Here is a 19080-nt window from a genome sequence, read left to right as displayed (position 1 = left end):
AAAATTGATTTTTAAGAAGGATAACGAAGACTGACTATAATGACAAATCAGTTCTCGGCCTGAAGCTCTCTTCCGGATGAATCAATCCCACCGTCATTTTCGCCAGCGTTTGAATCATCTGTCTCACCGGAACAGAGAGTCCGGTATAATCCAGGTATGAGCAATGTGCTGAGATAAAACTCAAGAGCTCTTCATTGGTCATGCGGATGTTTCTTCCGTGAAGAGTTGGATCGAGTCTTAGCACTTTAAATTTCGGCCCTAGTTTTTTAATTCCATCCAGAGAAAGAATGCGGTTTCCGACGACGTCGACAAACACGGCCTCCCCTTTTGATTCAACAGATCTCTGTAAAACCATTCCATCATCTACCGTCACTCCCCACAGACCAAGAATCCCGTGATGAACCAATGCCCAGCTTAAAAAGCGGTGAATGATTGTTTTATGGGCCAGGCGCTTAGCTGGCTCCTTACTTGAACCAAAATCGTGAAAAGCTCCAAACTCCCACGATTTCACCCCAAATGAATAAACCATCAGTCCTTCATCTTTGTAGCGGTAAACCTGGTAGCCTGGTTTCGGGATCACACTTTCTAACCCGTAGCGGTCACTTTCCATGGTTGAGTGAATTTGACGCGCAACAGCCGGAGTGGCCTCGGTGATATTTAGACATCTCGATGCGTTATTTTTCTTCATGATTTCCAGGGCCGCTGCTTCTTCTTTGTCCTGAAGTTTGGTAAATTTCATCAAAAGCAGGAAGTCATTTAACCCGGATTCAAAGCCTTGCGTATCTACGGCGATATAAACGGGTAACCCTAAATCTTTTTGGTATTGGTAGATGGTTTTTTTACTCATGGCAACATCCTCGTCGACTCCGGGGGGTTTTCCCTCGGAAACTTATCCCTTTATCGGACGAGTATTCCCTTGACATTAAGACGGTATTTGCATAAAAATCCAAGGTTCATAAATAGTGGTTAAAATTAGGGCCAACAAGCTTTATGTCTGATTAAAAAAGTCAGCTATAAACCCCTGGATTTTGCTATTTATAGTTTTAGGAGTTTTCATGTACGCAGTAGCAGAAATTGGTGGTCACCAGTACAAAGTTCAAGCAGGTGATCTAATTGACGTTGAGAAACTAGCAAAAGACGCTGGTTCACTAATTGAACTAGATCAAGTTCTTTTCATTGGTGGAGATAAGCCTCTTGTTGGTGCTCCAACAATCGGTGGTGCTAAAATTACAGCAAAAGTAATTATGCACGATCGCTCAAGAAAACTAATCGTTTTCAAGAGAAAACCAGGTGGATACAAGAGAAAGAACGGTCACAGACAACACTTCACAGCCCTTCTGATCACTGAGATCAACGACGGGAACGGAAATGTTGCTAAGATCGATAAAGCATCTAAGAATGCTACAAAATATTTAAAATAATTAATTAAGATTTTTTAGGAGTTATACAATGGCACACAAAAAAGCCGCCGGGTCCACAGCTAACGGTAGGGATTCAAACCCAAAAATGCGTGGAACAAAAAAATACGGTGGAGAAAACGTTATTCCAGGTAACATCATCGTAAGACAAAAAGGGACAAAACTATTTCCAGGTACTGGAGTAGGTATGGGTCGTGATTTCACAATCTACGCTCTAATCCCAGGAAAAGTTAAGTTCTCTCACTACACTAAAAATAAAAAGTTAGTTTCTGTAGTTCCAGCTTAGTTTTTTATAGATTCATAGCAAAAAGTGTTATAAAGGGAATCCACTGGATTCCCTTTTTTTTTGTGGTTTCCCAATAGGACAAAATGCGTTTTATAGACGAAGTACGAATTACTGCAATTTCAGGCCACGGTGGTCCAGGTGCCGTTACTTTTCGAAGAGAAAAGTCGATTCCTTTTGGAGGACCAGATGGTGGTGATGGAGGCCGCGGAGGCTCTGTTATCTTTATTGCAGATGAAGGTATCAATACACTGATTGATTTCCGCGGAAAGAAAGTCTTTAAAGCTGAAGATGGTGAACCAGGTGCCGGAAGACAGTTAAACGGTGCTGATGGAGTTGACCAAGTCCTTCGCGTTCCAGTTGGAACAATCGTAAGAAATGCTGAAACAGGCGCAGTTATCGCCGATTTAAAGAAACATGGGGAAGAAGTCGTTATCGCTGAAGGTGGTAATGGCGGACGCGGAAACATCAACTTTAAATCGTCTGTTAACCAAGCTCCACGTATCGCTCAACCAGGTCTTCCTGGAGTAGAGTTAGTCCTTGATCTTGAGCTTAAGCTTCTTGCTGACCTTGCTCTTGTCGGGCTTCCAAATGCTGGTAAGTCGACGCTTATTTCGTCGATCTCTGCAGCAAGACCAAAAATTGCAGATTATCCTTTTACAACTCTTGAACCAAACCTTGGAGTTGTCACTCTAGGTGAGAGATCATTTGTTGTCGCAGATATCCCGGGACTTATTGAAGATGCCAGCATCGGAAAAGGGCTAGGGACAAAATTCTTAAAGCACATCGAAAGAACATCAGCACTAGTTCACCTGGTGGATGTTTCATGGTGTCTTGATGAATACGAAGCCTTTGAGCAATATGTAACTGTACGCACAGAGCTTGAAAAATACAGTGAAGACTTAGCTCTAAAACGTGAAATCGTGTGTCTGACTAAGATCGATGCGATGACTGAAGAAGAAATTAAAAAATTCCAGGACTTCTTTGAAGAACAACTGGATAAAAAAGTATTACCAATCTCTGGTGTTTCTGGACGCAATATTGACCAGCTAAAAGCGCTGATGATCAAATGTATCGACATGGCCAAAGCAACAGAGAAAGAAAAGCGTGGAAAAAACCTTGATGGCATCCATGCTATTGATGAGGAATAAAAATGAATCGTGATTACATTTCAAAAGAAGTTGCCGCTATTATCGAAGACAAACACTTCGAAGCACCATTAAATGCAGCGATGGCATCAGCTTGGATTATGGGAAACTTCAAAGGTTTAAACCTTAAGGTTTTAGATCTTCGTAAAGTTTCTGGGATCGCGGACTTTTTTGTCATCGGTTCAGCATCTAATCCTACTCAGGCAGGGGCGATGGCCGAAGAAATTTCTCATCAAATGAGACATAATGGTTTCGAGGCCCTTTCTCGCGAAGGACTAAAAACAAATACAGACTGGATCCTTCTAGATTACGGCGATTTTATCGTTCACGTTTTCCATGAGCCATCAAGAACTGTTTATGATCTTGAGCACCTATACAAAAACGCAATAGCTGTTGATATCCCTGAGTCGTACTACTTCTCTACTCCTGAAAACGAGAGAAAAGGTGGAAGCGACGACGGACGCAACTACTTCTAGTTTTTTTAGTTCATGAAAGATCTTCACCTTATTGTTGTCGGAAAATTAAACGATAAAAATATTGAAGAGCTTGAACGCGATTACTTCAAGAGAATCACAGCTCCTAAACTCTTCATCCATGAAGTTAAGGCCCATTCAGAAGACCTCGTTAAAGAGGCCCGCGAAGTTATATCTAAAATTGATGACATTGCTAAAAACGAAAATCCCTACATCGTGCTGTTGATGGAAAAAGGAAAGCAATTTACGAGTGTGGATTTTTCTAAATGGCTATCGGGAGTTTATGAAAGGCAGAGCATGGTCTTTGTGATCGGGGGAGCTTCTGGCCACGGGGAAGCGGTCATTAAAAAGGCCCATTTCAAGCTGTCTCTTTCTGAACTCACTTACCCGCATAAACTGGCAAGGCTGCTTTTCGTCGAACAGATTTACCGCGCTCAAACGATTGTAGCGGGCCATCCGTACAATAAATGATTAATCAAAACTTAGTGGAAGTTTATAAGTTGAAGCAACGCCGGCTTCGCCTGCTTTACTTGATGTAATCGTCAGCTCTTTATACATTTTAAGTTCATTACCTTTAATATCACATCTAAAGAACTCAGCTTCTTTAGTACACTTTACCGGAAAGTCTTTAGCTCCCTTTAACGACATAGAAACTTGCGACTTTGCCATGTCTACTTTCTTAAAATTAATATCCAATAGATAAACCTTGGTTTCAGCTTCGTTCGATACTAACTCTAGGTGATAAGCCCCAGGCATTCTTACATAACCACCGTTAGGTCCTGGTTTATTCATGCCGTGAGCAAAGACCCCTGTTGAGAGAGTCATTAATAATGTCACAAATACAAGTTTCATAGCGTATTCCTTTTGTTAAACTAGCTGTACTCAGTATACGACACTAAGGAGAATATGTGACAGTCAATAAATCAGTAAATTTTAAAGTTAATGGTATGCACTGTGGTGGATGCGCAAATAAAATCAAAAACAGCGTAGCTGGTCTCAATATCGAACACGATCTTAACGTTGATGTGCCAACTGGAAAGGTCAACATTAAGTACAACTCTGAAGAAACTTCGATTGCCACACTAAAAGAGAGCATTGCTAAAGCTGGCTTCCAGGTGGAATCAGTTGAGCTCGAATAATTTAAAATTTAAAATCGAAGGTATGACCTGTGCTGCTTGCTCAGGCATCATCGAAAAAGAGACAAGACTTTTAAAAGGTGTTGAATCTGCCGAAGTAAACTTCGCAACAGAGTCTGCTGAATTTAAAACTGGTGAAGGTTTTGATCTTGAAACTTTTCATGCTCTTTTAAAGAAGCTCGGCTACCGCGCTATTGATCCCAACGCTAAAAGTGAACAAAGCAACGATACTCTCTTTAACCGCGACTTTATCAAAGCGGCTATTGCAATCGTGCTTGCTTCTGTCACGATGTTTTTTGCTATGGTTGTTCCCAACAACTCCATTCAAGCAGTTTTAACAACGATTCTTCTTTTTGGATTTGGCTGGCCTTATATTAAAGCGGTCATTGGTTTTCATTCCAATATGAACACACTGATTGGCTTGGGGGTTTTAAGCTCATACCTCTACAGTATGTATCTTATTTTCGCGTCACCTCACGCTCACCCTTATTTTGAAGGTGGAGCTTTTATCATCGCCTTCTCACTTGTCGGTCACTACTTAGACGGGCTGGCAAAAACAAAAGCGAGAAACAATTTAAGCTCGCTTTATAAAATGCAAATTAAGTTTGCTTCACTGGTTGTTGATGGAAAAGAAATCAATACACCAGTCGTCGATTTAAAAGTTGGCGATATGATTCGTCTTCGCCCGGGAGAAAAATTTCCTCTTGATGGCGAGATCATCGTTGGCGAAACTCACGCTGATGAATCGATGCTTACTGGCGAATCACAGGCGATTGCCAAGTCAGTTGGTTCAAAAGTTTTTGCCGGGAGTATGAACCTTGAAGGGTCTGTGACAATTAAAATTACAGCGACACTTCATAGCACTTTTATTTCTGAGATCGTTCATTTCGTAGAAAAAGCTCAGCTTAAAAAAGCTCCTATTCAACAATACGCTGACAAGATCGTTAAGATTTTTGTTCCTATTATTCTTCTGATTGCCGCTCTGACTTTTATCGTGTGGTATTTGATGACCAAGGATTTAGGATTCTCTTTGACTCACATGATTGCCGTTTTAGTTATCGCCTGCCCTTGTGCTCTGGGGTTAGCCGTTCCAATGGCCATTATGCTCTCAACCAGTGAAGCGGCCAAAAGCGGTCTCTTAATCAGCGGTGGAGACATTGTTGAGAAAGGATCTCATATTGATACTATCGTCTTTGATAAAACCGGGACATTAACAGAAGGACGTCCCGAATTAACTGAGATTGTTCTTTTTAATCAAGAAGCTAGTGAAGATGACTTATTAAAACTCGCGGCTTCGTCACTACAGTATTCGACTCACCCTCTTTCTCAATCAGTTGCTCATGCGGCAGTCAAAAAAGATATTAAACTTCTAGACCCTGATAAGTTTAAAAGCTTAACTGGTCTTGGGATTATCGCTGAATTAAACGATAAAAAAATCGCTCTTGGAAATGCTGATCTTCTAAAACAAGAAGGTGTCACAGAAAACATTCCTGAGACTTTTTTCAAAGAGCATATTGGAAGTTATGTTTTTATGTCGATTGACCAAAAGCTGACAGCGGCCTTTGTCATCACTGACCCGATTAAAACTGAGGCCCGCACATTAATTAAAAATCTTCATGAATTGGAAATCAATGTATGGATGCTCACTGGAGATCATCCGGGAATTGCCCATAAGATTGGAAGTGAGTTGGGAATTTCACCTGACTTTATCCGCGCCGGAGTTAAACCTGTAGGAAAAGCTGACTTCGTCAGCGAACTTCAAGCAAAAGGTTTTAAGGTTGCGATGATCGGTGATGGTATTAACGATGCTCCAGCGCTTGCTAAAGCTGATCTTTCAATCGCCATGAGCAATGGCTCTGACGTGGCCCTGGAAGCTTCTGAAGTGTCATTATTAGACGGGAAGATCCTTTTAACTCACGAGTTTTTTGCGCGCTCAAAACGCACAATGAGAATCATTAAAGAGAATCTCATTTTATCTTCTCTCTACAATATCCTCTGCATCCCACTGGCCGCGGGAGTCTTTTATCCGTGGACAAAGATGTCTCTCACTCCAATGTGGGCGAGCCTGGCCATGGGGCTTTCAAGTTTTTCTGTGATTATTAATTCGTTTCGAGTGAAGAAAATTACTTCTTAACAATCTTTCTTACGCTAGCAGCTGCTTCAACCGCGGCTGCAAACGAACATTCAAACGCCGGGTTTGCCCAGTTATCTTGGTTTGCAAAGAAGACTTTTCCACCGTGTGGTTTACACATATCTTCTAAGTATCCACTTTGAATTAATTCTTTATCTGCCACTGGAAGTGAATGCCCCCAACGAGTCATGCGCATCCCTTTTAAGTCATTCCAATCAACACCAACCGTTTGGGCAAAGTTTTTAAGCTCAGCTGTAATTTGGTTTTTGTGTTTATCGTGTGCCATTGGGCTAAACAGGAACTGGCGTGCACCATCGAACGGAAGTGCTTTATAAACAGTCAGAACGCCGTTTTGAGTTTTATCATCTTGTGCCCACGTTCCAAAACAAACGTCACTAAAAGCGCGCTTAGATTGTTTCATGGCCATTGGTTGCTCTGGTTTTTCCCCTTCAAAACAGAAAACATCAAAACCAGAAGACTCAATAGCCTTATTGAAAATGGCGTTTCCTACGATGTAGCCGCGATAAGGAAGGTCATCCATTAGTTTTACCTGAGCTTGCGGAAGATCTTTAACGATTAACTTAGCAACGAATTTTGGAGAAGCAACAATACAAGCTTCCGCTTCTATCGTCTTAATGACTCCAAGTGAGTCTTCATAAGTAACCCAGACTGCTCCATTGCTCTTTTTGTCTACGCGAAGAACGAAAGCACCTGCACGAAGAGAGTTTGGTGTCGTCACTTCATTTAATTTATCAAACATTCTTTGTGCAATGGCCGCATTTCCACCAGGAAGTGCAAGAACACCATCAACTTCAGCAGCGACAAAGTTTAAAACCTGAAGTGCAGAAAGCTCTTCAATTGAGCCGTTAAAAGATGACCAGCAGTAAAGTTGGAAATATTCAAGTACGTGCGGGTGAACTTTTCCAAACTTATCTTGTAACCATTTATCAAATGTAATTGTGTCTAAGTATAAATACTCTTCTTTTGACATCGCACTGTCAGTTGTCCAAGGAATATCCGGGTAAGATTCGTCGTAAATTCTTCTAAGTTCTTTATCAACCTTAACGAATTGATCTGCATTCTTTGGATCGGTTACACCTTTCCAGAAATCCTTCATGATCGACTTTTTGTAAGTGAATTTCGTTTCGTCAGAAGTCTCGTGCTTAAGTTCATCAAGTAACTTTAACTCTTTTAAGAATTTTTCAATATCAGAGCCTTCATCTGGAATCGTGATGTAAGCAGCCCCAATTGAATAAGTTGCATTACCGTATGTCTCACCTTTAGAGTTTCCACCAAAGACTGGATCTTGCTCAAGAATGATTGGATTTAAATCGCGAAGCTCCCAGCCTGCAATTAATCCAGACATCCCACCACCAACAACAATAACTTTTCTCTTTTCTGTTGGGATAGGAATTCCCCCTTTCTTAGCGAGGTAGCCATCAAGGTTCCATAAAATGTCGTGAGGTCTATTGATGTTGTCACCGTTGAAATCCAGACTCGCAAACTGATCCGCGCTCAACACCTGAATGGGTGATGCCTGCATAAGACTTTTAGGTGCCAGTTTATTTAAAACGGCCTGCGACTTTTTCGGCATCGCCAGGGCCATGGCCGTAAAGGCTGAAAGTTTTAAGAAATCGCGACGAGGGTTGGTGAAGGACTCGTTTAAATTCAACGACATACAGATTAATTCCTTAATGGTGATAAAAGTTTGAGGTATAAAACACTTCCCTACCATTTCTGTCAAGAAATCCTACAAAAATGGCGATAAATAGGTGTGAAAAGTTTAGTAATCAAGCACATAGTCTTTCTGGTGTCCTGGCTACTTATTGCCTCGTGCAGTTCGCCCGATATCGCTGTGTCTTTGCGCGAGCCGGCCCAATACAACAGCTGTGCTAACCTCGTCTCTTCGATCATCACTGCCAAACAAGTCGAAGTCGTTAATGAAGAATCCATTCCTTCACAATCTCTTCCTGAACTTTCATTAAGTAAAATTATCAATAGCAGAAAAGGTCTGCGCGAAAAATACGTCAAAGTGACCGAGTCCATCCGCGATTTTCATATTGGAAAAGATATTCCTACCAATGGGAAAACCAAACTTTTACTAGATCCTCGCGAAGGGTATCTGGCAAAAATCATGATGATTAGAAATGCAAAAAAGACCATTGACCTGAGTTATTTTATTTTTAAAGACGATGATACCGGCAAGGCCATTTTGCATGAATTGCGACTGGCCATTAGACGCGGAGTAAAAGTTCGCATCCTGGTAGACTCTGCCGGATCAATTTCAAAAGCTCCTTTCTATGATGACATCAAGGCCTTAGTCGCTTTAAGTGGAAAACCTCTCCTTGATGAAGCCGGAAATCCGACAGGTGAATATGCCCATGCGGAAGCAATGCTGTTTAATCCGCTCTTTAATATCCGCGCTCATGTCGCCAACTGGATGAAAGCGGTTCACAATTTATTTGTAAGCGAAAATGAAAAACTGCCTCTGGCAACATTCACCATTAACCGCAGAAGCCATGATAAAATTCTCCTCATTGATGCCCAATCGGAAACTGACTCTATGGCCATTATTGGTGGACGCAATATTGCTGACAATTATTACGCAGTTAATGCCGGTGAAGAGAATCCGATTCTCGATGCTGAAATCATGATCAAGGGTTTTACACAAAAAGATGCTGACGGCAATATTCAAAACGCGCTGGAAAATCATTACAATAAAATCTACTACTACCTGGCCAATAAAAATTTTTCCGATTTTCTCTTTAAAACTAATCGCAATAAAGTAAAAAACGAATTTAGAGAAATGCTCACTGGGGCTAGAAATCTCTATGGAAAAGATGGCCCTCTGGAAGAACAGCTAAAGTTGATGGAAGAAGATAATTTTCTGGAAACCGACTTCGAAGACGGACTTATTTCCGTCATCAATGAGATTCAGAATTTAAGCCGAACTAAAATTTTCATGGCCCCTCAAGGACCACAGAATAAGAAAAATGGAAACTCTCTAGTGGCCAAGCTTCATGCAGAGGTCGCAAAAGCAGAAGACACCGTCGATATTGTCTCTCCTTATTTCTGGATCCCAGATGAAGAAGTTGAGTTTTTAATAAAGTGGGCAAAAAAACATCCCCATAGAAAAGTTAGAATTTTTTCAAATTCAATCACTACAACCAACAATATTGTGGCACAGGCCATGGTGGACACGACCTTTGAAGAGAACATTATCAAAAAAGTGAAAGGGACTCCCTATGAAAAGCAATTTGAAATCTATTCTTATGGAAAGCTTGATGATGAAGTCTTAGGTGGAAACAAGAAGTATGGCTTCCTGCACGCAAAACTGGTTATTACCGATAACAAAACAATCACGGTGTCTACATCGAATCTTGACCCGATCTCAAGACATCTTAACTCTGAAGTGGGAACAACTATTGAAAATCTTCCCCACGATTCAAAAAATCTAAAAAAGTTTGTGAAATATATTGATGATCTTCAGAAGAATTCAACTTTGTGGGGAAGTGCTGAGTGGCAAGAAATACGCAGGCATCCTAACAATAAAATTCTCACGATTTTACAAGCTTTTGTTGCTAAGATCATTTATGCATTAAACTTGGTACCCATAATTTAGGCCATTTAGAAATATGCACAGAGAACAAAAAGAATTCGTCTATGATCAAATTTGCAACGACTATGTTGTAAAGGCGAAAAACTCTGCTATTGCTTTTTTATTAGCGGCCATTTTATTTCTTTTTCTCTTCAAAGAGCATCCACAGCTTCAAAAATATAATTATATTCTACTCACTGGAATCATCTGCCTTTCCCTACTTCGCCTTTACAATGCCATCCGCTACTTAAAAGAAAAAGTTAGCTTGAATGATGCAGTAAAAGTGGCAAGCTTCAGTGCCATTTTCAACGGGATACTTTGGGGCTTTATGGGAGTACTTGCGGTCTTAACCGTCGAGAAATTTAATGCCCAAATTCTGATTACATTTATTATTCTGATCAGTTTCAGCGCCAACTCTCTCACGACTCTCTCTCACCGCTGGCCAGTACTTATGATTTTTAACATCTGTGTACTCGTCCCTCAGATCCTTTATGGAGTTGTCGACTATAAAAGAGCGGGTGATCCCGGCAGCCTTTGGTTGCTAGGATTTATGTGCATTAACTTTTTTTATATTTTCCGCCAGGCCAATGTGATCCAAGACGAACTCAAAAAGCGCTTCTCTGCTGAATACGATTTAAAAAAATCTCTTGAAGCTATTTCTTTTAGTAAAAAGACTTTGGAAGAAGAAAGCATTAAAACATTTCACGCTTCAAGACTATCATCGCTCGGAGAAATGGCCGGCGGTGTGGCCCACGAGATTAATAATCCTCTCACCATCATTCAAGGTGTGACTAAATCAATTCTGGTTCACGACCACATGAAAATTGATGAAAAGACTAAAGTTAAGCTCGCCAAAATTAATTCTGCCAGCCAAAGAATTGCCAAAATTGTCAAAGGAATGAAAAGTATCTCAAGTAAACACGATCACATTGAGCACGAGGCGATTACGATCGAAAAAGCTCTGGAGCTTTCTTTAGGGCTTTTTGAAGAAAGACTAAAAAATGAAAACATCCGTTTTTCTTACGAGCATCAGTGTAACCCCATAGTCAGATGTAACCCTCAGCAGATCTCTCAGATTATTATTAATCTTTTAAGTAATGCCCTGGATGCTTTACTTAAAGTTCATGGAGATAATTATCTTTGTGTTCTCGTCACTGAAGATAAAGTCAACATGGCCGTAGATATCAGGGTTATCAATAGTGGGCCGCTGATTGATCCGGAAGTTGAGTCTAAAATCTTTGAACCCTTCTTTTCAACCAAATCACTTGGAAAAGGTACAGGACTTGGACTCAGTATTTCTCAAACACTGGCCGGAAATAATGGTGGAATATTGAGTTATGAAGTTTATCAGGGTAAAGTGTGTTTCAAACTTAGACTTCCAACGGTAACTGACATCTAACATGAAAATCATATGGCCTCTCATCTTGATTTCCTATGCAAGCCTATTTGTATTTGGAATTAGTGACAATATTCGTGGGCCATTGTTTCCTGAAATTTTAAAAGACTTTAATGTCAGTGACTCAATGGGGTCATTGATGTTCGCTTTAAGCTCAATTTCAGGTTTTTTTGCCAGTCACTTTACCAGGCATTTACTAAGAAGGTTTGATCGAAAATCAATTTTGCAGGCCAGCTGTCTCGGTTTAACTTTTGCTTTATTGGGTATGGCCTTCGCTCCCAATTTTGTTATCTTTCTAGCCCTAAGTGTTCTTTTTGGAATGTGTTCTGGAATTTTGGGTCTTATTCCTAATATCCTAGTGCCACTAGGAGCTTCTTGTGAAAAAAAGCAGCAACTTCTTTCAGGGCTTCATGCCATGTATGGAATTGCCAGTCTTCTAGCGCCAATGTTAGTTGCGGCCATCGGATTTTTTACTAAAAACTGGCGAGTGACTTTTGGCCTCACAGCACTTGCGCCGGCCGCACTTTATATTTACTCACTTCATAAAAGTCATAGTCCTCATCACGAAAAACCCAAGCGTACTGCTGAAGAACACAAGGCCAATAGAAAAAAGAATTTCAAACCTCAGCTATTCCTGGCCTTTATGGTGAGTTTTGCAGTCGCTGCTGAAGTTATGCTTTCTTCACGACTGGCCCTTTATATGAGACGCGTTTGGAACTACGACCTGGAAATGTCGAGTTTATATGTAACCTATTTTTTTATTGCTCTGCTTTTCGGACGACTCATCTTTACCGGCGTAAAATTCAACCGCTCTATTATTTTCCAGCTTTCTTCTTGTCTTCTCATTACCGGTTTGTGCATTAGTTTAGGCTTATTTGCTCATCCTCTTTTTTTAATTGTGGCCGGAATGAGCGTTGCTCCTTTTTATCCACTGGCCATATCTCTTATTTCATCTGAATTTCCGGACGACCTTGATACAGCTGTCTCATATATGATGGCCACGGACTCTATGATGCTGGCAATTATGCACATCTTGGTCGGAAAATTAAGCGATGAATACGGAATCCATCAAGCAATGTACTCTGAGGCCTTTTTCCTTTCGGTCTCATTCATTCTGGTCAACAGCTATCATTTCTTTTTTAAAAGGAATGAGCAAAATAATTAAAGACTAATTTTTAATTCTGCCTTATCTTTAATTCATGATATTTTTGAAAAAAAATTCGCTTTTAGTGATGGCCGCGATTGCACTCCTCGTCACTCAAATTATTTTTCCGGTCAAAGGAAGCAATGACATTTTTCCAATTTTTAGCTGGAGTATCTTTTCTTTCAGCATTCCCAAAACACAGACCACAACTATACGAGTATCTTTTAAAAACAACAATGAAGAGCAAGTATGCTACCTTACTCTTTGCCCTAGAGAGCTTTTTGCAGGCAACCGCAAAGAACTTATCTGGCGCGTGCTTGACTGGGGAAAAAATCCGCAACGTCCTTTAGGTAAGCCTGATTTTTTCACCGGCCTTGATGATCGCATTACTCAAATTGAAATCCTGAGAATTGAAGTTGATCATACAAAGGCCCTATCTCCTAAGACGATTACGCCTCTTCAGGTTTTAGGACAATGGAAGAACTGATGACAAAAAACAGAGTAACACTTCTATACTTGGCTCTTTTTACCTTGATCATCACTCATGCTACTCAGTTCATTTTCTTTATGAAATTACGACCTACCGACATCCTATGGCCGGTAAAGTGGATCCCACAATCTGCCTGGTTTTTTACCGGGAACACTATGCTCGCACTTTGTCTTGCAAGCACATTTTTATTAGTTGTTAAAACTAAAAAACAGATCCTAAGAGTCACTGCTTTTATTTCTTTGTTTTTTCTTCTGGCAATGTACTTTTCTTACGGAAAGATCAATCACGGTTATCACCAATGGCTTTATATACTCTTTGTTTTGGCCATTCCCCGCACTTTTAATAAAGAATCAATTGACTGGTGGAGACAAAATCTTGCGGGAATTTTTACCTTAACTTATTTTTGCTCGGGCATTTGGAAAATCAGAGGTTTTGTTGATTTTGCGATTTCTTATAAAGAATACCCTCTGGCAGACTATCTGCGTATTCAAGTGAACAATTCGACTTTAGATAATGGCCCATCACATTTTATTAAATTCTTCAATTCTCCATCCAGCAGTGCTCTTCTTACGTTGGGGGCCCTGTTTATTATTGCGCTCCAACTTCTCCCTTTCGTTTTCGTTTTTAAAAGAAAATATGCATACTCTTTTATTTGCATTGCTCTCTTTCACACAATGACTCTCATCTCGCTTAAAGTCTGGTTCTTTCAAAGCATCATTCTTGCTGCCATTCTTCTTTTAGACTTTGATCAGCAAGAACATGAAACTAAAGAAAGCTAAAAGCATTGTTTCAAAACTGTCTCTTTTACTTTTTTAATTTAACTTTTAGTTTATTCCAGGCCAGTGAGATTCCATTTTTCTCTATGCTAAGCTCGATTCAAGAACCTTTCGAACTTTCCTGGAGGATACAATGGAAGTTTTAAGTGCCGAGCAGATCGTTACCGTTTCAGTTATGTGCCTTTGGTTTTTATTTCCAGTCGGAATGTTTTTATCTGTCTGGCGACAAGAGCAGTATGAAAAGGCCAACTCTACTGCTCTTAACTGCACTTCTATACATCCTTTCCGGGTGCGGAAAATCCACAATGGATGGATCCTCAGGAACCAGTGTCTCTGCGGCCTATCTTAATTCCAAAGCTTCTGTTTACTTTACCTCTACACAAAAAGTAGTCGTCGAAGTGTACTATGAAGCAGGTGCTGAACCTTTTGCCGGCAATACGGCCAAAGGAGTTCCGTATTGGAGTATCCTGGAAGACAATTTAAAAGCGATCTTTAAATACAAAAGTGTTCAGCCTACAATTATTGTCCCTAAGACATTAAGTGAAATGCATCTTCTACCTTCTCAAAACAAGTTGGAGAGCTGACGAAGTCCTGGCCTTAAATAGCACTTACAAAGAAGCATCTCCCAGTACAACAGAGGCTCGCTTTTTCTTAACAGTTTTTTTTGCCTTGTGATGCCCATATGCTTCACCTAAGCTTTTTTGCAAGAAAGGAAGTAGATCAATAACATTTGTGTCTGTTTCCCATACCTCTTCTTCGATTTCTTCATTCTCCTCAACATCTCCTGCTTTTATTTTCTTTTTAATATATTTTAAGAGTTCATCTTGATAGGTATCTTTATACTGATCAGGTTTCCACTTGGCCGTCATCTCATCAACTAAAACCTTAGCAGCTTTTAATTCACGGGAAGAAATTTTGACTTTTTTAAGATCGAAGTCATCTAAAAACTTAGCCTCTCTTCTTATTTGGCACTCATGACTGCAACAGGGATATTTAACAACCCAAAACTAATTGCCCCGCTCCAAATTCCTCTTGCCACGCACACCTCCTTTCAAACATTGCCCACCCATTACCTTGCATTTCTCGTACCCAACGATAAATGGGGTTTTTCCTAGCAATTTTCTAAATTATTTTGGGCGATGGAATATTTTAGTGTAGGCTATTAAGTAAAAATAACTTTGTCATAACTAAGGATTTCCTCTGATGAAAAAGTGGGGCAAATATGTTCCCTATCTTATCGTTCTGGCCTTTTGCTTAATTAATGTAGGAGTACTGGGGCCAAGCAAAGAGAACAAATCATCTCTTCCTTTTTTTAACTGGTGCTTGTTTTGTTCATCAGACATTCAACATGTAAAATATTATGAAATTCAAATTCAAAAAAAGAATGGGCCTACAATAGTTCTTGATAATAAAAACAATAAAAATCAAATTGTTTTTCAAAACGTAAAAGAAATCATTTCGATGCATAGAAGATCGCAGTTAACAACAAACAGATTAAAAGAGATCCTTGGGAGCGAAAGCGCCAGTGTTTCCTTGTTTGAAATAAGTTGTGACGTTCATGAATGGTTTGTCCGCAATACCTGTGGACCAACAACCCTATTGGCGACCTATGAAATCTAAAGTTGAAAACTGGATTGAATATCCAACTCTTATTCCCCATCTCTTTTACCTGGCGCATGCTTTCTATCTTCCGCGCCTTTCAAAGTTTTTAACCAGCACAACTCCTGAGTCTTATTACCAGTGGCCGATTCGCTTGATTCTGGAAATGGTAGGCAATCAAATTGTTGGCAAGTGGATCATTGTTGCCTTTTGCCTTCTGGTTTATTTTTTTTCTATTTTTTTTAGTAAGAAGAAATACATTCAGGTTCTGGTTGTAATGACCAACCTCTTTTACATTGCCATGAATAGCTTTCCAGCTTTAGGAATCAATGTTTATGAATCTTATTGCTTTCTCTATTTCTCAATTGCCCTTCTCTTTTTTGATTTAAAAGGAAAATTCTTTACTGATAAGTATAAAACACTCATCGCAATAGCCGTCTCACCGTATGTGCTTTCAGGATTAATAAAAATTTATCATTACCAGCAATTCCTAACAGATAAAATGCTGCTCAATAAGATTATTGAGGTTGAGTACTTCAGCAATCAGACTTCTTTTTTAATCCCTTTCCTAAAAGGCCATGATGTACCAACATACCCGCTCTTTCCTCTGGTTATAGCACTTCAAATTTCTGGAGTATTTGCCATTAGCTCTCCTGGTTTTAGAAAAATCTGGATGCCTTCTATTTTGCTCTTTCATCTTTTTAATACGATTTTATTCAATATAAATTTCTTCTTTTCATTTATTATCCTGCCTTTTTCTTTTTTTAATTCAAAAGAAAATACCGACAGAACTGAAAAAAGCATTATTGCTCTAACTTTTTATTCTTTACTCATTTTTACCGGCCAGATTTTATACAAGCTCACCACACTTTCTTTACCTGAAAGCGAGCTATCGCTCTTGCGCGCTTACTCAATTCTCTATCTTCTAGTGATTTTTGCAGGTATCTTTCTGCATAAAAAGCACTTCATACGTATCATGGTTCTTGGTTTTCTTATAACCAATGCCACTCTTTTCTTAATTTATAACATTCCTTTTTCCTTCCCTGATTACCTCGTTGTTATCTTTCTTGCTTTTGCCTTGTTAAAAGATCTCTACCGACCTTTAGAAATAATGTCTGAATATCTTTTTAAAGGCCTGGTCTTTATTGGTGGGCTCAGAGCTATCTTGGTCGTGGCATTGACGATTGAAAGGCTAAGCGCTTTTCATTTCTCAAGGAAAATACCTGACGCTCTTTATTTAATGATGGAATTGCCTCTGTCTAGCCAATGGAACTCACTGGTCTTTTTGGTCATCGCCATTCTAGAAATCTTTTATAGACGACTGTCTTTAAAATCATGGGCCCTTCCTCTCTTATTAGTCACCCACCTCTACTTGGCTTCTTTTTCTAACATCACCAGTTCTTATTACTTATTCTGGATAATTTCACTAAGCATGTTGTGCAATGTGAAAAATTCAAATATTCCAAACAAGTGGACAATCACCTCTACTGAGAGATAAAATTTCTTACATCTATTGGATTGTCGGAGTATTTTAAGTGAATTCTTTTAAATTGAAGCACGGTTTCTTTATGTTCCTTACTTTTTCAATAATGGCCTGTAACTTCACTTCTCAAGACACCACGAATGAAACTCTTAAAAAGAAATTAAAAGAAACAACCAATCCAGTTTCTGAAGACGTTCTTAACGGAATGAAGTGGAGTGAATTCGAAAATTTCTACAGTGACTGGCGAATGGTCACTTCAACATTCAGAACCGATCGCGATCAGCTTCGAGTTATTTATGCAAACGATATTGCATGGAAAGCACTAAACGAAGGTGGAACATTTCCCGATGGAGCGATGTTTGCCAAAACTGGTTTCAATGTTGAGGAAGATGAAAGATTCCCTTCAAGTAAAAAACCTTCAAACCAGTTAAGATTGATGGTGATGAAGCGCGATCACAAACTATATCCTGAAACAGATGGATGGGGATACGCTCTAATGAACCGCAGACGCCTGGAGCGATTAGAAAAAGGTGAAGTGCCGGAAAAATACGAATCGATCACTGACTTCCAGACTTCATGCCACGCCTGTCACCAGCTTGCGGCCGATACCGACTTTGTTTTCTCAAAACCAATGTTCAGCAAAGTTCTGGGTCTCTCTGCTCCTAGCAAAGGGATGATTACTCTTCTTTCTAAGTTTCAAAAAGGTAATGCTCCTTTCTCTCAAAAAACAGCTCTAGATGTTTTCAAGGATATGAATGTTGATCAAAAGCACGCAAAAAATATCTGGTATCTTGAAATGCCACTTTTTGAAGGTGCCCTACCTGAACTAAGAGCTTCTTTAACAAGCTTTACTGGAAAAAGTGGAGATAGCTACCTGGTCTATGACCCGGCCTCACAGTTATACGCTTTAAGTACTCCGGATAACACCGTTAAAGGCTGCGAGAAATCTCAAAAGTACTTCACTGGTTGTTTAAATAAAAAAATCCCGAGAAAGAATATGATTGAAGTCACTCACATCGTTACAATCTGTGATGGTGCCGAGTACAAGAACTAATATCTGAATGTTTAGTATTCATAAGAACTTTTTTTTACTGCTTTCATTATTAATCGGGTTCTCGTCGGTTCTGGCTGCTAATGATTTAGTTACACAAGATTTCGTCTCCGAAACGTTGACTCTAAAGCAGAAAGACCTTATCGAGAAATGGGTCTCACGCAAAAAAATTGATACGATTGTTTTCGGAACAATTAACTTGCACCCTAATATTCAAGTGCCTTCAGGCGGTGAACTGCATTTAAGGCTCGTGAATATCTCTTCTATTTATCGCCCTTTTATCTTTAAACGCTTATACAATGTTCGTTTTCCATTTAAATATGAAATCAAAACATCTGACTTTGTTGGAGGGATCGGACCTCTGGCCTTATTTGAACCTTTTTACCTGGAAGCATTTTACTATCGCTATCTTCCGGGAAAAGTTCCTCGCTACGACGATTTCTCTTCAAATCAAGTTGTCGGTGGAGAAGCCTGGGGAAATCCTGGAAGACCTTATCCACTTTCTTTCGGGCAGGTTCGCAACTTTCAGTTAAATTTCTGGTGGACTCCTGAAATGTTTGGTTCCAGGTTCTCACCTTCTGTTAAACCTTCCCCATCACTAATGTCAGGATGGCTTTACCTCTCTAACCTCTTAAAGAAGAACCTTGAAGACGTAAAAGTTATTGAAGGCAATGTCATTATTTGCGATAAAAATCTTCAACTCGTAAAATCTATCCCATTTAAAATGACTGATTTAAGTAAACCGATCGAATGGCACACTAATCTGCCAACGACGATCACTGGTTTCATCAGCGTGACTGGAACTGCTAAGAAATCCAACGGTAAAACGGTTCATCTTCGCGGAGGAAGAGCAAGCCCTAAAGTCGTTATCGATCTTCCTGCTGCCAATCTTAAAATTGTACTAACAACTGTGAGCAATAAAGCAACACCGGCCTGTACTCCACGCAAGTAATA

Annotated in this window: 21 protein-coding genes; 17 read left to right on the top strand and 4 right to left on the bottom strand. The window is 39.7% G+C overall.

Annotated elements, in window-relative coordinates:
* Positions 1–34: 34 nt before the first annotated feature.
* Complete coding sequence (locus tag ACN20O_RS10310; protein WP_491633862.1) at positions 35–847, bottom strand: hypothetical protein; 813 nt, start codon at positions 845–847, stop codon at positions 35–37.
* Between the two features lie 208 nt (positions 848–1055).
* Here ACN20O_RS10310 and rplU point away from each other — a divergent pair, with 208 nt between their 5' ends.
* From rplU to ACN20O_RS10285, 5 genes are all read left to right on the top strand, one after another.
* Positions 1056–1421 carry a 50S ribosomal protein L21 gene (gene rplU / locus ACN20O_RS10305; protein ID WP_102242212.1) on the top strand — a complete coding sequence of 122 codons (366 nt, stop codon included), beginning with the start codon at positions 1056–1058 and terminating at the stop codon, positions 1419–1421.
* A gap of 28 nt (positions 1422–1449) precedes the next feature.
* Positions 1450–1704: a 50S ribosomal protein L27 gene (gene rpmA / locus ACN20O_RS10300; RefSeq protein WP_491633861.1), complete on the top strand. Its 255-nt coding sequence runs from the start codon at positions 1450–1452 to the stop codon at positions 1702–1704.
* A gap of 83 nt (positions 1705–1787) precedes the next feature.
* The gene (gene obgE / locus ACN20O_RS10295) at positions 1788–2852 is read left to right on the top strand and encodes a GTPase ObgE (RefSeq protein WP_491633860.1); all 1065 of its coding nucleotides are present in this window, start codon (positions 1788–1790) and stop codon (positions 2850–2852) included.
* Between the two features lie 2 nt (positions 2853–2854).
* Positions 2855–3325 (top strand): ribosome silencing factor, encoded by a 471-nt coding sequence (rsfS, locus tag ACN20O_RS10290; RefSeq protein WP_491633859.1) that lies wholly within the window; start codon positions 2855–2857, stop codon positions 3323–3325.
* Between the two features lie 12 nt (positions 3326–3337).
* A complete protein-coding gene (locus ACN20O_RS10285; protein WP_491633858.1) occupies positions 3338–3793 on the top strand; it encodes a 23S rRNA (pseudouridine(1915)-N(3))-methyltransferase RlmH in 456 nt (151 codons plus the stop codon).
* On the opposite strand, the gene ACN20O_RS10280 is transcribed toward ACN20O_RS10285, so the two are convergent.
* Positions 3794–4174 (bottom strand): hypothetical protein, encoded by a 381-nt coding sequence (locus ACN20O_RS10280; protein WP_491633857.1) that lies wholly within the window; start codon positions 4172–4174, stop codon positions 3794–3796.
* 56 nt (positions 4175–4230) lie between these two features.
* Between ACN20O_RS10280 and ACN20O_RS10275 the strand changes: the two genes are divergently transcribed.
* Complete coding sequence (locus tag ACN20O_RS10275) at positions 4231–4461, top strand: heavy-metal-associated domain-containing protein (protein WP_491633856.1); 231 nt, start codon at positions 4231–4233, stop codon at positions 4459–4461.
* Positions 4448–6592 carry a heavy metal translocating P-type ATPase gene (locus ACN20O_RS10270; protein ID WP_491633855.1) on the top strand — a complete coding sequence of 715 codons (2145 nt, stop codon included), beginning with the start codon at positions 4448–4450 and terminating at the stop codon, positions 6590–6592. Before ACN20O_RS10275 ends, ACN20O_RS10270 begins: the two co-directional genes overlap by 14 nt.
* Here the strand turns inward: ACN20O_RS10270 and ACN20O_RS10265 are convergent.
* A complete protein-coding gene (locus tag ACN20O_RS10265) occupies positions 6582–8267 on the bottom strand; it encodes an FAD-dependent oxidoreductase (RefSeq protein WP_491633854.1) in 1686 nt (561 codons plus the stop codon). The genes ACN20O_RS10270 and ACN20O_RS10265 overlap by 11 nt on opposite strands.
* 132 nt (positions 8268–8399) lie before the next feature.
* Here ACN20O_RS10265 and ACN20O_RS10260 point away from each other — a divergent pair, with 132 nt between their 5' ends.
* The 6 genes from ACN20O_RS10260 (at position 8400) to ACN20O_RS10235 (ending at position 14577) form a co-directional block, all read left to right on the top strand.
* Positions 8400–10211 carry a phospholipase D-like domain-containing protein gene (locus tag ACN20O_RS10260; RefSeq protein WP_491633853.1) on the top strand — a complete coding sequence of 604 codons (1812 nt, stop codon included), beginning with the start codon at positions 8400–8402 and terminating at the stop codon, positions 10209–10211.
* A 13-nt stretch (positions 10212–10224) separates the two neighbouring features.
* A complete protein-coding gene (locus ACN20O_RS10255) occupies positions 10225–11586 on the top strand; it encodes a sensor histidine kinase (RefSeq protein WP_491633852.1) in 1362 nt (453 codons plus the stop codon).
* 1 nt (position 11587) lies between these two features.
* Positions 11588–12748 (top strand): MFS transporter, encoded by a 1161-nt coding sequence (locus ACN20O_RS10250; protein ID WP_491633851.1) that lies wholly within the window; start codon positions 11588–11590, stop codon positions 12746–12748.
* Positions 12749–12782: 34 nt separating this feature from the next.
* Positions 12783–13214: a hypothetical protein gene (locus tag ACN20O_RS10245; protein ID WP_491633850.1), complete on the top strand. Its 432-nt coding sequence runs from the start codon at positions 12783–12785 to the stop codon at positions 13212–13214.
* Positions 13214–13996, top strand: coding sequence for a hypothetical protein (locus ACN20O_RS10240; RefSeq protein WP_491633849.1), 783 nt, complete (start codon positions 13214–13216; stop codon positions 13994–13996). Before ACN20O_RS10245 ends, ACN20O_RS10240 begins: the two co-directional genes overlap by 1 nt.
* Before the next feature lie 233 nt (positions 13997–14229).
* Positions 14230–14577 (top strand): hypothetical protein, encoded by a 348-nt coding sequence (locus ACN20O_RS10235; RefSeq protein WP_491633848.1) that lies wholly within the window; start codon positions 14230–14232, stop codon positions 14575–14577.
* A gap of 24 nt (positions 14578–14601) precedes the next feature.
* Here the strand turns inward: ACN20O_RS10235 and ACN20O_RS10230 are convergent, their stop codons facing one another.
* The gene (locus ACN20O_RS10230; RefSeq protein ID WP_491633847.1) at positions 14602–14862 is read right to left on the bottom strand and encodes a hypothetical protein; all 261 of its coding nucleotides are present in this window, start codon (positions 14860–14862) and stop codon (positions 14602–14604) included.
* Between the two features lie 334 nt (positions 14863–15196).
* On the opposite strand from ACN20O_RS10230, the gene ACN20O_RS10225 reads away from it, so the two are divergent.
* The 4 genes from ACN20O_RS10225 to ACN20O_RS10210 are packed head-to-tail and all read left to right on the top strand — an operon-like array spanning position 15197 to position 19078.
* Positions 15197–15613 carry a hypothetical protein gene (locus tag ACN20O_RS10225; RefSeq protein ID WP_491633846.1) on the top strand — a complete coding sequence of 139 codons (417 nt, stop codon included), beginning with the start codon at positions 15197–15199 and terminating at the stop codon, positions 15611–15613.
* On the top strand, positions 15603–17090 hold the full coding sequence (locus ACN20O_RS10220) for a hypothetical protein (protein ID WP_491633845.1): 1488 nt from the start codon (positions 15603–15605) through the stop codon (positions 17088–17090). The genes ACN20O_RS10225 and ACN20O_RS10220 overlap by 11 nt, the downstream gene beginning before the upstream one ends.
* A 37-nt stretch (positions 17091–17127) precedes the next feature.
* Complete coding sequence (locus ACN20O_RS10215) at positions 17128–18129, top strand: cytochrome P460 family protein (RefSeq protein WP_491633844.1); 1002 nt, start codon at positions 17128–17130, stop codon at positions 18127–18129.
* Between the two features lie 7 nt (positions 18130–18136).
* Positions 18137–19078, top strand: a complete 942-nt coding sequence (locus ACN20O_RS10210) for a hypothetical protein (RefSeq protein WP_491633843.1) — start codon at positions 18137–18139, stop codon at positions 19076–19078.
* The last annotated feature ends 2 nt before the right edge of the window (positions 19079–19080 follow it).

The sequence above is a fragment of the Bacteriovorax sp. As-1 genome, assembly GCF_058446905.1.
The sequence above is the reverse complement of the archived record's forward strand: the minus strand, read 5'-3'. Positions and strand labels throughout refer to the sequence as shown.

Excerpts from the sequence above, each read along its gene's own strand:
- ACN20O_RS10230 (WP_491633847.1), bottom strand. The coding sequence starts at position 14,862 with ATGACGGCCAAGTGGAAACCTGATCAGTATAAAGATACCTATCAAGAT.
- ACN20O_RS10280 (WP_491633857.1), bottom strand. The coding sequence starts at position 4,174 with ATGAAACTTGTATTTGTGACATTATTAATGACTCTCTCAACAGGGGTC.
- ACN20O_RS10310 (WP_491633862.1), bottom strand. The coding sequence starts at position 847 with ATGAGTAAAAAAACCATCTACCAATACCAAAAAGATTTAGGGTTACCC.
- ACN20O_RS10240 (WP_491633849.1), top strand. The coding sequence starts at position 13,214 with ATGACAAAAAACAGAGTAACACTTCTATACTTGGCTCTTTTTACCTTG.
- rplU (WP_102242212.1), top strand. The coding sequence starts at position 1,056 with ATGTACGCAGTAGCAGAAATTGGTGGTCACCAGTACAAAGTTCAAGCA.
- ACN20O_RS10245 (WP_491633850.1), top strand. The coding sequence starts at position 12,783 with ATGATATTTTTGAAAAAAAATTCGCTTTTAGTGATGGCCGCGATTGCA.
- rsfS (WP_491633859.1), top strand. The coding sequence starts at position 2,855 with ATGAATCGTGATTACATTTCAAAAGAAGTTGCCGCTATTATCGAAGAC.
- ACN20O_RS10255 (WP_491633852.1), top strand. The coding sequence starts at position 10,225 with ATGCACAGAGAACAAAAAGAATTCGTCTATGATCAAATTTGCAACGAC.
- ACN20O_RS10235 (WP_491633848.1), top strand. The coding sequence starts at position 14,230 with ATGAAAAGGCCAACTCTACTGCTCTTAACTGCACTTCTATACATCCTT.
- ACN20O_RS10285 (WP_491633858.1), top strand. The coding sequence starts at position 3,338 with ATGAAAGATCTTCACCTTATTGTTGTCGGAAAATTAAACGATAAAAAT.
- ACN20O_RS10225 (WP_491633846.1), top strand. The coding sequence starts at position 15,197 with ATGAAAAAGTGGGGCAAATATGTTCCCTATCTTATCGTTCTGGCCTTT.
- obgE (WP_491633860.1), top strand. The coding sequence starts at position 1,788 with ATGCGTTTTATAGACGAAGTACGAATTACTGCAATTTCAGGCCACGGT.
- ACN20O_RS10265 (WP_491633854.1), bottom strand. The coding sequence starts at position 8,267 with ATGTCGTTGAATTTAAACGAGTCCTTCACCAACCCTCGTCGCGATTTC.
- ACN20O_RS10220 (WP_491633845.1), top strand. The coding sequence starts at position 15,603 with ATGAAATCTAAAGTTGAAAACTGGATTGAATATCCAACTCTTATTCCC.
- rpmA (WP_491633861.1), top strand. The coding sequence starts at position 1,450 with ATGGCACACAAAAAAGCCGCCGGGTCCACAGCTAACGGTAGGGATTCA.
- ACN20O_RS10210 (WP_491633843.1), top strand. The coding sequence starts at position 18,137 with ATGTTTAGTATTCATAAGAACTTTTTTTTACTGCTTTCATTATTAATC.
- ACN20O_RS10250 (WP_491633851.1), top strand. The coding sequence starts at position 11,588 with ATGAAAATCATATGGCCTCTCATCTTGATTTCCTATGCAAGCCTATTT.